10 protein-coding genes and 1 pseudogene are annotated in these 13,258 nt (G+C 56.9%); 3 read left to right on the top strand and 8 right to left on the bottom strand.

Features of this window, described 5'->3' with window-relative positions:
* Nucleotides 1-3: 3 nt before the first annotated feature.
* Nucleotides 4-828, top strand: a complete 825-nt coding sequence (locus OOF89_RS17425; RefSeq protein ID WP_266081383.1) for a PIG-L deacetylase family protein — start codon at nucleotides 4-6, stop codon at nucleotides 826-828.
* Nucleotides 829-1,074: 246 nt separating this feature from the next.
* Here the strand turns inward: OOF89_RS17425 and OOF89_RS17420 are convergent, their stop codons facing one another.
* Entirely contained in the window at nucleotides 1,075-2,079 is a 1,005-nt protein-coding gene (locus OOF89_RS17420) for a hypothetical protein (RefSeq protein WP_266081381.1), read from the bottom strand.
* Nucleotides 2,080-2,223: 144 nt separating this feature from the next.
* On the opposite strand from OOF89_RS17420, the gene OOF89_RS17415 reads away from it, so the two are divergent.
* Nucleotides 2,224-3,435: an aminotransferase class V-fold PLP-dependent enzyme gene (locus OOF89_RS17415; protein ID WP_266081380.1), complete on the top strand. Its 1,212-nt coding sequence runs from the start codon at nucleotides 2,224-2,226 to the stop codon at nucleotides 3,433-3,435.
* 4 nt (nucleotides 3,436-3,439) lie between these two features.
* Here the strand turns inward: OOF89_RS17415 and OOF89_RS17410 are convergent, their stop codons facing one another.
* The 3 genes from OOF89_RS17410 to leuS all read right to left on the bottom strand — a co-directional run bounded on the left by OOF89_RS17410 (nucleotide 3,440) and on the right by leuS (nucleotide 8,269).
* Entirely contained in the window at nucleotides 3,440-4,507 is a 1,068-nt protein-coding gene (locus OOF89_RS17410) for a glucose 1-dehydrogenase (RefSeq protein ID WP_266081378.1), read from the bottom strand.
* Between the two features lie 7 nt (nucleotides 4,508-4,514).
* Entirely contained in the window at nucleotides 4,515-4,901 is a 387-nt protein-coding gene (locus tag OOF89_RS17405; RefSeq protein WP_266081376.1) for a Rid family detoxifying hydrolase, read from the bottom strand.
* Nucleotides 4,902-5,629: 728 nt separating this feature from the next.
* Nucleotides 5,630-8,269 carry a leucine--tRNA ligase gene (leuS, locus tag OOF89_RS17400; RefSeq protein WP_266081785.1) on the bottom strand — a complete coding sequence of 880 codons (2,640 nt, stop codon included), beginning with the start codon at nucleotides 8,267-8,269 and terminating at the stop codon, nucleotides 5,630-5,632.
* 384 nt (nucleotides 8,270-8,653) lie between these two features.
* Here leuS and OOF89_RS17395 point away from each other — a divergent pair.
* Nucleotides 8,654-9,802 (top strand): annotated as a pseudogene (locus OOF89_RS17395) (homocitrate synthase/isopropylmalate synthase family protein); the annotation flags it as partial.
* Between the two features lie 46 nt (nucleotides 9,803-9,848).
* Here OOF89_RS17395 and OOF89_RS17390 read toward each other — a convergent pair.
* The 4 genes from OOF89_RS17390 to OOF89_RS17375 form a co-directional block, all read right to left on the bottom strand.
* Nucleotides 9,849-11,255 carry an amidase gene (locus tag OOF89_RS17390; protein ID WP_266081374.1) on the bottom strand — a complete coding sequence of 469 codons (1,407 nt, stop codon included), beginning with the start codon at nucleotides 11,253-11,255 and terminating at the stop codon, nucleotides 9,849-9,851.
* Nucleotides 11,252-11,656 (bottom strand): hypothetical protein, encoded by a 405-nt coding sequence (locus tag OOF89_RS17385; protein WP_266081372.1) that lies wholly within the window; start codon nucleotides 11,654-11,656, stop codon nucleotides 11,252-11,254. Before OOF89_RS17385 ends, OOF89_RS17390 begins: the two co-directional genes overlap by 4 nt.
* A 117-nt stretch (nucleotides 11,657-11,773) precedes the next feature.
* Nucleotides 11,774-12,193 carry a hypothetical protein gene (locus OOF89_RS17380; RefSeq protein ID WP_266081370.1) on the bottom strand — a complete coding sequence of 140 codons (420 nt, stop codon included), beginning with the start codon at nucleotides 12,191-12,193 and terminating at the stop codon, nucleotides 11,774-11,776.
* Complete coding sequence (locus OOF89_RS17375) at nucleotides 12,190-13,059, bottom strand: ParA family protein (RefSeq protein WP_266081369.1); 870 nt, start codon at nucleotides 13,057-13,059, stop codon at nucleotides 12,190-12,192. Before OOF89_RS17375 ends, OOF89_RS17380 begins: the two co-directional genes overlap by 4 nt.
* Nucleotides 13,060-13,258 lie beyond the last annotated feature (199 nt).

Raw genomic sequence — 13,258 nt, 5'->3', positions numbered from 1 at the left:
TCGATGTCGAGGGAATCAATACGGGTTCTCGTCGTCGGTGCTCATCCCGATGACTGCGACCTCAAAGCGGGCGGCATCGCGTGTAAATATTCCGACAACGGCCATGACGTACGCTTCGTTTCGATGACAAATGGCGAAGCTGGACACCACGGTCTCGGAGGTCGAGAGCTGATACGTCGCCGATACGAGGAAGGAAAAGCTGCAGCAGCAGTCGCTGATGCCGAGTTCGAGACGCTAGACGTTCCGGACGGGAAACTCCAACCATCGCTCGAAAATCGAGGGCGGCTCATCGAACGTATCCGCCAGTTTCGCCCCGACCTCGTCCTCACTCATCGTCCGAACGATTACCACCCGGACCACCGGTATACGGCACAGCTCGTCCGGGACGCGGCGTATTTAGTCGCGGTGCCGAAGATTCGTCCGGGAACGCCCGCACTCGACGAAAATCCCGTCTTTGCGTACATGAGTGATACATTCGAGCGTCCGTATCCCTTTTCGCCGGATGTCGTCATCGATATCGACGATACCGCCGATAGAAAGTTCAAGATGCTTGATTGCCACGAATCTCAGATGTACGAATGGTTGCCATCGGTCGAAGGGACGCTCGGCGAGGTTCCGGACGACCCCGACGAACGACTCGAGTGGTTACGCGAGGGTGGACTGCCGCATGTCGAGGCCCTTTCGAACGTAGCGGACCGCTACCGCGACGACCTCGTCGAACGATACGGTGCCGATGGCGAGCACGTTTGCTATGCGGAGGCGTTTGAAGCGAGCGAGTACGGTAAGCAACTCACTGCCGACGAGAAAGCACGATTGTTTCCGTTCTGAGACGGACAATGGGATCATATGATACTGAGATGATATTCTAACAATAACAAACGTCATGTTTGCCGGCGAGTTGGGGGTGAGAGTTCAGAACGACTCGTTTCTCGCCGTTGATGACTATGACGACGGAGATCCGTTCATTTACACAATCGACTGTATGCTACATTGGGTACCGAAGGAACTGTTGTCGTGGGATGGTCTCCTGACGCGTGGAATCATGTTATCGACCACGTCGTTCGTGGTCACCGATCAGTTGACCTCGTCCAAATACGCCTCCCAGACGGCCATCGGTTCTTCACAGGCGATTTCGGAAATGGTTCGACAGCCGTCGTAGCCCCACATAAAAATGCTGTCGGCGTCGAGGTCGAGCGCGGTTCGTGTGGCAGTTCGAACTTCGTCTGTCGCCGATTCCCCCTTCAATCCGAACCCCTGTATCCAGAGCTGGCTTCGCAACCCGTGTTCATCGGCGAGTTCGACCAGTTCCGTTCCGAACTGTGAGACGTAGGCTTCCGGGTCGGCGTCCTCCGCGAAGGCGTCCCAGTAGGGATCGGTGGCGAGCACGTCGAGATGCTCGTTTTCGGCGAGTCGTTCCCAGTTTCGCGGTCCGTGGTCGGCTGACTGACTCGGCATAAGACAGACCGCGTTCTCCGCGCCTTCCTCGCGTGTTAGTGCCATCATTTCGTCCAGAAAGTCGAGCATCGACTCCTCCCGAAACGTCGAGACTGCTTCCGTCTCGGTGGCGGGCATCGGTTCGTCATATCGCTCGCGATAGCCGTCGCGGCAATGGGTACAGCGACAGCACCACACATCTCGTGGATGGTCGTCGCCGTACCAGTGAACGTTATGCCAGTGCGGTTCGTCCCAGAAGAGCACATCCGCACCGAGTCCGGCGGCATCGCGGGTCCACTCGTGCATGAATTCACGGAACGCCGGGGCGTTAAAGCAGGCGGCTGGCACGCGCTCCCCGGTGCTGAGAACCTGCCGACTGTTAGGGTTGTGGGCGACGAACCGTGAGAACTCCTCGCCGCCGAAGACGCCGCCGACCGCCCACGGATTGACGTAGACCGTAAGCGAATGGTCGTGGCTTGCGGCGACGATGTCCGCCATCGTTTCGCGGTAGAACGCTTGATCACGTTCGCTGAACGTGTGGAGAACGGCGTCTAATCCCTCGTCCCGGAATCGTTCGAGGTCCGCAACCGCGTGTTCGGGGTCCTGTACGCCGAAATAGCTTGCTCCGCTTTCGGTGTCGGGCATATTCGTGGCTTGGTATCGATGCTCACTCGCAGGACATGAACGTATCGGTGGTGGTTGGTGTATCGAAGCCCGGAGGAACCGATAACAGCCGTGGGACGGTTGTCCAGTCGAATCTATTTAGTGCAAGCTGTGTGAGGATAGCGTATGCCACGCGAGACTATCTACGAGGAGTTGGGCGTCCCACACGTCGTCAACGCGACCGGAACCAAAACGCGAATTGGCGGCAGTCGAATCCACCCAGAGGCCGTCGAGGCGATGGCTCGCGCATCGGACGCCTTCGTCCGTCTCTCCGACCTCCAGGCGAAAGCGAGCGAGTTGATCGCCAAGGCAACCGGTGCGGACGCAGGCTACGTCACGTCCGGTGCGTCGAGCGCGCTTGCGCTCGGCGCGGCCGCCTGCATCGCGGCTGATGACCTCGGTGTGATGGCGCGGCTACCGAAGACGGAGGGCGTGCCGGACGAAATCGTGATGCCCAGAACGCACCGAACGGGTTACGACCATGCACTCCGAGCGGTGGGCGCACGTATCGTAGATGTGGGAACGAATGACCGTCATCTCGGTACCGGATCGCGCAACGTCGAACCGTGGGAAATCGAAGACGCCATCGGCGAGGACACGGCGGCGGTCGCGTATATGGAGAAATCCTACACCGAACCACCACTCGACGTTGTCTGTGAAATCGCACACGACAACGACGTTCCGGTCATCGTGGATGCTGCCGCCGAACTGCCCCCGGTGAGCAACCTCTCGACGTTCACCGAAGCGGGCGCCGACCTCGTCGCGTTCAGCGGCGGTAAAGCGATTCGCGGCCCGCAAACCACCGGGATACTTGCCGGCCGTCAGGACTTGATCGAGTCGGTAGCCGCCCAGCATCTGGACATGCACGCCGCGGAGCAGGTGTGGGAACCGGCACCTGCACTCGTCGATCCGACCCAGCTCGGCGGCGTCCCTAGACAGGGAATCGGTCGCTCGATGAAAGTTGGCAAGGAGGAGCTCGTCGGGCTGATTCGTGCACTCTCGCTTTTCATCGAGGAGGATCATGATGCCCGCGCTGCCGAATGGCTCGACCGTTCGCAGCGAATCGCGGCCGAACTGGACACCATTGACGGTTTCGAAACCTCTCTTACAGCCGACGACAAAACTGCAGTCGCGCCGGAGGTCGTCGTGTCGGTAGATGCCGAGGCCGCAGGTGTCACGGCCACCGACATTGTCGGCGGCCTCCGCAGTGAGGAGCCCCGCGTTTTCGTCGGTGCCGACGCCCTTCCAGCGGGCGAGTTCACGGTGAATCCGATGTGTCTCACTGACGATGAAGCAACGTACGCTGTCGAACGAATCACGGCGCAGGCCGAACCATAGCCCGCTACAGTGTATCGAATTCGACGACAGTTTTGATAACGTTGTCGCCGGTTTCGAACGCCCGATCGGCATTTTCAGGGGTGTACACCCCGGTAATCAACTCGTCCGTAAACCAGTCCGGAAATTCCGCGAGCGACGTTTTTGCAGCCTCGAAATGGCGGACGTTCGAATTGACGCTCCCGAGTAGTGCTTTGTTCCGGAGTACTAACTCTCGATGGAGGCGGCCGCCATCGACTTCGAACGCGTGATCGCTCGGAATTCCGAGCAGCGTGGCGACACCGTTCGCCGCGAGTGCGCTCACCGTCTCGAAGACGTGTGGTGCATAGCCCGTTGCTTCGTAGATGAAATCCATCGGCCCGTACACGTTCGGAATGTCGGAGACGGGGGTTTCACGCGAATCCACGTACGTCGCGCCGAGTCGCTCGATGATTTCGATCGTCCGATCGGGTCGATCACGACGCCCGAGGCAGTACGTTCGCTCGAACGTATTGTGTTCGGTGAGCATCGCCAGCGTTAGTAACCCCAGCGGCCCGTTGCCGAGGACGAGCGCGGACTTCGGGTTCCATTCGAACGCGGACCGACTCGCGTGAGCGAACTCGATGGCCTTCTCGGAGTTGCTGATGGGTTCGACCAGAAATCCCGTGTCGGCAAAGGAGTCAGGAACACTGACAAGAAACTCCGCCGGGCTGGTGAAGTACTCTGCCATATAGCCATGTGCACCGACGATTCCCCGTTCGAGATACGTGCCATCCGGAGCGACATCCGGTTCACCGCGGTCGAAATATTCGTTCGGTTCTCCCAATGGTCGCCGAACGGTCGGGACGACGAGATCACCCTCCGCGAACCGGGTTCCATTCGGCTCTTCGACGACACCAACCGCCTCGTGACCCAGTATCTGGTAGTCCGAATCGTCCGGATACCCGCCATGACTCCCTTCGATTACCTCGTGGTCCGTACCGTCGATGCCAACCCTGAGCGTCCGTATTAATGCTTCATCCGACGTGGGTTGTGGTTTCGGCACGTCCACGACCTGTGGTCCGGGTTCATCACGACGAACTGCAACGGCTTTCATTGTCCTCTTACTCCTCCGCACGAGTGCTCGCAACGACCTCTATTTCGACGCCGATATCGATGGGTAAATCCGCCACTTCGACGGCGCTTCGAGCTGGATACGGTGACGAGACGTACTCCGCATACACATCGTTAATCTCGTCGTAATCGGCCATATCTTGGACGAAGACGGTCGCTTTTACGACGTCATCGAGTGACCGCCCCGCCGCCGCAAGGACTGCGTCGATGTTTTCGAGAGTTCGTGCCGTCTGCTCGCCAATGGTTTCCCCGACGATGTCGCCGGTCTCCGGGTCGACCGGTCCCTGACCGGAGACGTAGATCCGGTCGCCGTCGAGAATCGCCTGCGAGAACGGACCGATACTCGGCGGCGCGGCGTCGGTGCTGACTTCCTCCATCGGTTAGTTCCCTCCTGAAACGGCTGATAGTGGTTCTATGTTGATACTGACTACTTGTGTCGCTCCGCGACTCGGGTGAACCGTCATCAACCAATGTAGTCTAAGCACTGAAATATAAAACCCGCCGTCGAAGTGCGCTACGCTCATGCGTTCGTTGCTGTTCGTTTACGGTAGACGTACAGATGTTCAGACGTCGGATAGCAGTTCGTAGCGGTGCCGGCCACGGCCGAGTCCGACGAAAAGAGGCAACGAGGGCGTACTCGCTACTATCCCTGGTCATCTTCTCGGCTATCTCATCTCCACCACTGTTCGTCCTCGTCCGAACGATCGTACGGTGGAAAAGTGGACCGACGTTCACGGTCGGATGTATTCACATGGCCATACTGATAAACTGTATTATGCTATAATGAACGAAGGGCAGCCACACGATCCCGGTGGAATGATTCGAGCCATGCCTCATTTTTTCCATCGAGTGGGAAGTGAGGGTCCGAATCCGGCTCTGCTGCGCCTCTCATCCCGCTTCTTTTGGTTTTTCTGCTTGGTCTGCAGAAGTATCGTTCCCGATTGCTGTTGTGCTCGAGTTACGATTCCCACGAGTCGATGAGCTCGCCGGTAGTCGTGATTTCGGCGTTGTAGCCCTCTTCGAGATATTCGAGCCCCCGGGGCCATCGAAACGACGATACGGCCATCACCCCGAGAATAGGGTCGTCCTTGGTAGCAATGACGCTCTATTCTTGGATGTCGATGGCGGGCCGTCCCGGCTCGGCCTTTCGAACGACATCGTCGTCGGCCTCCTCCGCGCTGAGAATCCGTACCGGCGCGTCGAACTCCTGCTCGATCAACCACGTCGCCTGCTGGAGCACTTCGTACTCCGACTCCGGCGTCAACGTGTGGGTGAGCGCCTCGCGCTCGGCCTGTAAATCCTGTCCGTAGGAGGCGGCGACATCACCGTGTTCACGGATTTCCCCTTCTTGCATCAGCTCGGAGATGAGGTTGTCCGCATCGCTTGTGATGGCAATCTCTCGAGCTCGGTATTTCCATTCGGGTGTGACGACGACATCAACGCGCTCGGGTTCCTCGATACCGGCGACGTCAACGATGTTGCGTACGTCCTCGCGGGTATTCTGTATCAACTGACGACGTTCGACTGCATCGTCTATCTCAACGTCGGACGATGGCCACTCGGCATCGACGACGAGGCCATCGTGACCGAGCTCGTCGTATAGTTCCTCGGCGATATGTGGCGTCACCGGGGCCAACAGTTTGGTCGCTACCGTTAGTCCACGCTCGAACGTCGGAGCGTGAACGTCGGTAAACTCCTGATACGTTCGCAGTGTTCCGACGAGGTCCTGTGCTTCCCGGAGCGCCACGTTGAACGTCAACTCCTCGTACTCGTCGGTGGCGACGGCGACTGCCGTGTCGATCTCTCTCCGGACGTACCTTGCGACGGAATCGTCTTCACCGTCGGCGGCCGCGGGATCGAAGTCGTCTACGGTCGCTTTCAACCGCGTCAAAAAGCGGTTCGTGGAGCGAACGCCCTCTTCGGACCAGTCGAAGTCGCGCTCCGGCTGTGCGGCTTGCATCATGAAGAGCCGAGCCGTATCGGCACCGTATTCCTCGACGATTCGCTGGGGCGACACGGTGTTCCCCTTTGATTTCGACATCTTTTCCCCCTCCAGTTGCACCATTCCCTGTGCGAGCAGGTTCGTGAACGGCTCGCGATGGTCCAACATCCCGAGATCCGAGATAGCCTTTGTGACGAATCGGGCGTACAGTAGGTGCATCACGGCGTGTTCGATACCGCCCACGTACTGGTCCACCGGCATCCAGTCGTTGGCACGGTCCGTCTCGAACGGCGCGTCTTCGAAGTCCGGCGAAATATACCGCAGATAATACCACGACGAATCGATGAACGTGTCCATCGTATCCGTCTCGCGAGTCGCATCGGCACCGCAGTCCGGACACTCGACGTGTTTCCACTCTTCAGCAGCGTCGAGCGGATTGCCCGTCGTGTTGACGAACTCGGGCAGTTCGACTGGCAACTCATCTTCGGGTACCATGACCGGTCCACAGTCGTCACAGTGGATGACCGGGATGGGCGTTCCCCAGTAGCGCTGCCGGGAGATGAGCCAGTCGCGTAGGCGATACTGCGTGTGGAATGTCGCGGATTCGATGTCCGCTGTCAGTCGCTCACGCGCCTCCGCGCTCGTCAGTCCCGAGTATTCGTCGCTGTTTACCAGCACGCCATCCTCGGTGAATGCCGATTCGCTCACGTCCGGTGCCTCCGGTTCGTCCGATTCGGGAGCGACGACGGGCGTGATATTGACACCCATCTTCGACGCGAACACGTGGTCTCGATCGTCGTGGCCCGGAACACCCATTAGCGCGCCCGTTCCGACGTCCGACAGCACGAAGTCGGCAACGAACACCGGCAGTTCCTCACCGGTCGCGGGGTTCGTGGCGGTGAGCCCGGTTTCGACACCGTTCGGTTCGTCACCATCGGGGTCCGCCTCTTCTTCGATGAATCGGCGTATCCCGTCGTCCTCGTTGGCCAGTTCTTGGGCGATGGAATGGTCCGGAGCGAGTGCGAAGAATGCCGCGCCGAAGACGGTGTCCACGCGGGTGGTAAATGCCTCGACCGGCCCGTAGCCTTCGACGGAGAATTCCAAGGCAGTTCCTTCGTTTTTCCCGATCCAGTTGCGTTGCATCTGACGGACGCTGTCCGGCCAACCATCCAACTCGTCGATCGCTTCGAGCAGTTCGTCGGCATACTCGGTGATGGCGAGCGTCCACTGATCCAACTCGCGCTGTTCGACGACGGTCTCACATCGCCAACAGTGGTCGTCTTCGCCCTCGACCTGCTCGTCCGCAAGCACCGTCTGACAGGAGGGACACCAGTTCACTTCCGCAGCTTTCCGCTCGACGAGACCCTCATCGTGGAACCGTTGGAAGAGCCACTGGTTCCACCGGTAGTACTCTGGTTCACACGTGGTAATTTCACGGTCCCAATCGTAGCCGAATCCCATCGACTTCATCTGACCCCGCATCGTATCGATGCAATCGAGCGTCCATTCGCGAGGATCGGTATCGCGCTCTTTGGCCGCGTTCTCAGCGGGAAGACCGAACGAGTCCCATCCCATCGGGTGTAGTACGTCGTCGCCGCACATTCGCCGATATCGTTCAAATGCGTCTGTGATCGTGTAGTTACGAACGTGACCCATGTGAAGCTTCCCTGATGGGTAGGGAAACATCCCCAGCACGTACGTTGGGTCCGTTGCATTGTCAGACGTCCGATACGCCTCTCTCTCATCCCACACTTCCTGCCACCGCCGTTCTATTGCCGCGTGATCGTACTCCTCCTCAGACATTCTCGTGGTTGTCATTTAACCACTGCAACCCCTATAGCTTTCCATTATCGGGAGAAAGTGATTCGACCGGCTGATAGTATCAATCGGTACCGTAGGCGCTTATTTGGTGGAAGGTGACGAGGGTAAAATGGATCAGGTGACAATCAAGTCAGTACCAGAATGAACCCGATCCAAGCGGTGTCAGAGGCTTCCCTCGCCACAGCATATGGCATAATCGCTCCGATTAAGTGTTTTGTGGCGATCGTAAAAAATTCACTTGAAATCACACCAAAAAATACTGCGTCAAATTTCTCACATTTGAAACGGATGGATGACAGACGCGTCTGTCAGATCGCACCCGTTAATATCCCTCCCCAAAATGGTGCTGACGGTAAAGCATGACCGGTGACCGATTTATTCGGGGGCTCCCCGAATCTAACCACGCTATCTGATTGCGAAGAAGTACAGTTTCTCGATACCACGCTTCGTGACGGTGAGCAAGCGCCAGGTGTATCACTGTCTCCCCAAGAAAAAGCCGAGATTTCAACAGCACTCGACGCAGGAGGTATCTCCGTAATCGAAGCTGGGAGCGCGTGTACGAGCGAGGCTGAACGCGATGCTATCCGTCGTGTGACGTCACTCGGCCTTGAGGCTCGAATAACGAGTTTTGCGAGAGGCATACGAGAAGATATCGACTACGCGCTCGATTGTGAGGTTGATGGCATCAACCTTGTTGTTCCTGCGAGCGACCGACATATCGAGCAAAAAGTTGACTCAACACGAAACGAAGTCATTGAAACGACCATCGACCTCGTCGAATATGCGACTGCTCACGGACTTTGGGTGGAAGTACTCGGCGAAGATGGTAGTCGGGCGGACGATGACTTTCTCGAACGACTATTCGGTGCCGCGTTGGACGCTGGTGCCGACCGTATTTGCTACTGCGATACGGTTGGTCACTCAAACCCGGCACAAACAGCAGAAACCGTAAACCGACTTTCGACGCTCGGACCAACAAGCACGCACACACACGACGACCTCGGTTTGGCACTTACGAATGCACTCGCAAGTATCGCCGCAGGAGCAAATATGGTTCATGCAACGGTCAATGGAATTGGCGAACGGGCCGGAAACGTCGCACTAGAGGAAGTCGCTATCGCGCTCGATCACGCTTACGATATCGAGACCGTTGAGATGACTGAACTGTACGGCCTCGCACAAACCGTAGCACAGGCGACAGACATCTCACTCCCGCCCAACAAAGCTGTCGTTGGGTCCAATGCCTTCGCTCACGAAAGCGGCATTCACACGGATGGGACGCTCAAGGATGAGGCAATGTATGAACCTTACCCACCTCAGAAAGTCGGGCGCAACCGACGTCTTGTGCTGGGCAAACATTCCGGTCGCGCAAGCGTCCGAGCGGTGTTAGAAGACCACGATGTTGCCGTTGACGACGACGAACTGTCCTCCGTGGTAAGCAGAGTCCAGGAACGTGCCGAATGTACGACTCCAATAACTGATACCGACGTACTCGCAATTGCTGCGGACTTACGAACCGGGTGACTAGACACCTCTCCTGAACGAGTACCAGCTTTCGGTGCTAGTCCGAAAGCCCCCCTTCCAACGAACTGTAGTCGATATGGTCTGTTTGGGCTTGATATTGCTGTGCAATGTCGAGTACCTGAACGTCTGAAAACGCTCGGCCAGTGAACGCCAATCCGGTCGGAAGGTCACGAGCACCGAACCCGTTCGGAACGGTCACGCCGGGTAATCCGGCGACGTTAGCCGCAGCACTAATCGAGGGACCGCCGTATCGGCCGAAATACTCGCTGAGCGGCGTCTTGATCGGGTTTGCAACTGTCTGTCTTGCCGGAGTGACGAGTGCATCATACGGTGCAAGCACGTCGTCAATCTGTTCTTGAATTTTTGTTCGAACACGCATAGCCTTCAGGTAATCTTTCGCCAATACGACCTGTTGACTGTAGCCACCGATCTGACTCGACGGTGCTCGCAGCTCATCAGTTTCGCCACTTTTGACGAGGTCCTCGAACGCCGCTGCCGACTCGGCGTCGATAACGAGGCCTGCAACCTCGCTGTAGGGAAGATCGGGAAGCGTTATTTCGGTTATCGTCGCGAATTCACTGAGGATATTGAGTGACTGGTTATAATTTTCCCGAACGCTTTCCTGTTCTTCTTTTCCGGCATCTGTGAGAACTGCGATGTCGGGATTCGGTGTCGCTTCCGATTTTATTTCGAGTGGTTTTTCGACTGACGTGTCGTCTTTCGGGTCGAATCCTGCAATAGCGCGGAACACCCGCTCACATCCGCGTGCAGACCTGCACAGTGGCCCAATTTTATCCATCGTGTACGATAGTGTCATTGCACCATAGCGGCTGACACGTCCGTACGTCGGTCGGAAGCCGGAAACGCCGCTGAACGATGAGGGACAAAGTATCGACCCCCACGTTTCGCTTCCGATGGCGAACCCGACCAAACCAGCTGGGACGGCGGCCCCTGGCCCACTTGACGACCCACACGTCCACGCACTCGGGTTCCAGGGGTTTCGTGTCGGCCCGGTAAACGAGGCGTCGGCTTGGTTGTATCCGAAGCCACCGGCCAATTCCACCATCGCGAGTTTCGCAATGAGAATCGCACCTGCTTCTTCGAGCCGGTTTACTACCGTTGCATCGTAGTCAAACGTTTGGTTGCGGTATGGTTCTGCACCCCATGTTGTCGGTCCGCCTTTTGCCGCGAGCAAATCCTTTGCTCCGTACGGGATGCCATGTAACGGTCCTCGGTCCGTGCCTGCAGCCAGCTCCGCATCTCGTTTGGCGGCCGTTTCTAGCGCACGCTCACGCATCACGGTGACCACAGCGTTGAGCTCTGGCCCAACCCGTTCGAGTCGGTCGAGGTAGGACCTCGTTAGCTCTGTCGCTGTATACTCGCCGTTACGAAGTCCGTCTCCAAGCTCGTCTATCGGTTGAAAAAGCTTCTCCTCGGCAATCATCGGCAATCATCCTCCCGATACGCCTGAAACGTTAGTGCGGGGCCGTCAGTGTAATCGAGTTCGACTGCATCGAGTGAGTTCGCCGCACGAAGGTCGCTGGCGATGTCGTCACGAACTTGGCCGAGTTCGGATTCGCTTAGTTGCGTACCATAGCTAGCGCGGATATACGAAAGTAATGCATCCGTTCCCACGGGGGCCGCATTTTGTTTCGTTTCCAGATTTGTGTTTGTCGATTCACTGCCCGAGCTGTCCTCCGTTCCTGCGACTGACGAGACGGTGCTCAAACCACCGACTGCAGCGAATAGCTGAAGGGCCGTTCGTCGGTCGATCGTATGTTCGTTGCCTTCAGATTCGTGGCGAGAACTGTGCTCTGAACTTCTATGGTTGTCAATACCATCCATGGTATTGTTTGATTACAACGTATTATTATATTTTGTATAAATTATATGGAGAATATAGCCGGTTAGACGACGGGAGACCGATCGTTTAGAACGTCTCTTTTGACGGATCGTGGCCGTCTACAAGTCGTATCCCCAATCCCGGAGGATGGTTGCCGCATCCGATAAATTCTGCATTCCTGCGAGATAGATTGCTTCACGTGCATCGAGTCGGTACACGTCTTCACCGATAAGGGATTCCAGCTCTCGCTCTGCATCCTTAGCATGCTTGTCCGTCTCGGTTTGGACGAATAACTGATGGACGTTCTCGCGTTCGTCTTTGACGTTGTCGCGGCGGAGCGTGAATGGAAGGTCTTCACGGCTAATTTGCCGAGTATTACTGCTTGGTGTTCCTGACTCGTCAGACTGTTCGGAGTACTCTGTCTCTGATTCCGCCTTCGTCTCCGATTCGACCGCATTCTGCGCTTCGCCGTCTGCGTTTTCCACGGTGGTGTCATCGGCTGTGTCGTCCGCAAAGGGGTCGGATGCACCGGATTTCATGCTGTTACCTCCGGACTCTCGAACTGCTTGCTTATGAACGCCGCCAGTCGATCAAACTTTTCGAGCGTCTCTTGCTCGTAGTCGCGAAGATCACGATGGTCGTCGTTTGTTGCGAGTTCAAAAATACTCACTTGGCCGTCCCACGCGTCGCCAAGCATCGACCCACGCTCACGAATTGAGACCGGGGCGATAGGGAGATCCTGCTCGTTGAGCAGCTTTCGGTATTCGCGCTGGACGTTCGTGTTCGCGACTTTATTTGGGACGACACCGAGAACGCCAACCTCGATATCACCGAGAGTTTCTTCGATGTTCGTCACTACGTCTCTAAGTCCCTCCACACTTTGGGCACCTTTTGCCGAAAGCTCGGCCGGAATCAGGAGATTGGACGTCGCATAAATCGAATTGTAAATGTGCTGTCCGACTGTCGCAGGTGGATCGATAATGAGGACGTCGTACGTCGCTGGAATGTCCGCATCAGAAAGCACGCGTCGGAGTTGTTTCTCTTTCGGCCAGCGATAGTTCTCGTCGTGCATGTCCTCCTCCAATTGAGCTGCACGCGTCAGGTTTCGCTCGAGCGATTCCAACATGTTGTGACCCGGTACGAGGTCGATGTTCTCCTCGACTTCGACGACGAGATCCGTGAAATCGCCCTTTGGCCGTTCGACCATGTGTCGAACGAGGTTGTCCACCTCGGGATCTTCTCGATAGACTTCACCGCCGAAATGGTGTGTCAACCCACCGTTTTGGGGGTCCATGTCGATAGCGAGCACTCGTTCGCCACGCCGTGCGTGGGCCGCCGCTAAGTTAACCGAGAGCGTCGTCTTCCCGACGCCTCCAGCCTCCGACCAAATGGTGTACGAAATCATGTATGGTCGGCAACGAACGGCTTGTATATAAATACTTGTCAGACACACCCTTCAGTAATGCTGGTCAGTAACTCCTATCAGAATTCTGTATAGTAATACCAATTATCGGTGTCGTCCCAAACTGACATCCGTAGGCGGGAGAAATCATTACGGCCGAAGCTAGAGCCATGATCTACACACTATAGAATAGTAATAATGA

The organism is Haladaptatus caseinilyticus, assembly GCF_026248685.1.
GTDB lineage: Archaea > Halobacteriota > Halobacteria > Halobacteriales > Haladaptataceae > Haladaptatus > Haladaptatus caseinilyticus.
This window is presented reverse-complemented; position numbering and strand designations above follow the sequence as displayed.

Coding starts and splice junctions, on each gene's coding strand:
- OOF89_RS17425 (WP_266081383.1), top strand. CDS start 4: ATGTCGAGGGAATCAATACGGGTTCTCGTCGTCGGTGCTCATCCCGAT.
- OOF89_RS17420 (WP_266081381.1), bottom strand. CDS start 2,079: ATGCCCGACACCGAAAGCGGAGCAAGCTATTTCGGCGTACAGGACCCC.
- OOF89_RS17415 (WP_266081380.1), top strand. CDS start 2,224: ATGCCACGCGAGACTATCTACGAGGAGTTGGGCGTCCCACACGTCGTC.
- OOF89_RS17410 (WP_266081378.1), bottom strand. CDS start 4,507: ATGAAAGCCGTTGCAGTTCGTCGTGATGAACCCGGACCACAGGTCGTG.
- OOF89_RS17405 (WP_266081376.1), bottom strand. CDS start 4,901: ATGGAGGAAGTCAGCACCGACGCCGCGCCGCCGAGTATCGGTCCGTTC.
- leuS (WP_266081785.1), bottom strand. CDS start 8,269: ATGTCTGAGGAGGAGTACGATCACGCGGCAATAGAACGGCGGTGGCAG.
- OOF89_RS17390 (WP_266081374.1), bottom strand. CDS start 11,255: ATGATTGCCGAGGAGAAGCTTTTTCAACCGATAGACGAGCTTGGAGAC.
- OOF89_RS17385 (WP_266081372.1), bottom strand. CDS start 11,656: ATGGATGGTATTGACAACCATAGAAGTTCAGAGCACAGTTCTCGCCAC.
- OOF89_RS17380 (WP_266081370.1), bottom strand. CDS start 12,193: ATGAAATCCGGTGCATCCGACCCCTTTGCGGACGACACAGCCGATGAC.
- OOF89_RS17375 (WP_266081369.1), bottom strand. CDS start 13,059: ATGATTTCGTACACCATTTGGTCGGAGGCTGGAGGCGTCGGGAAGACG.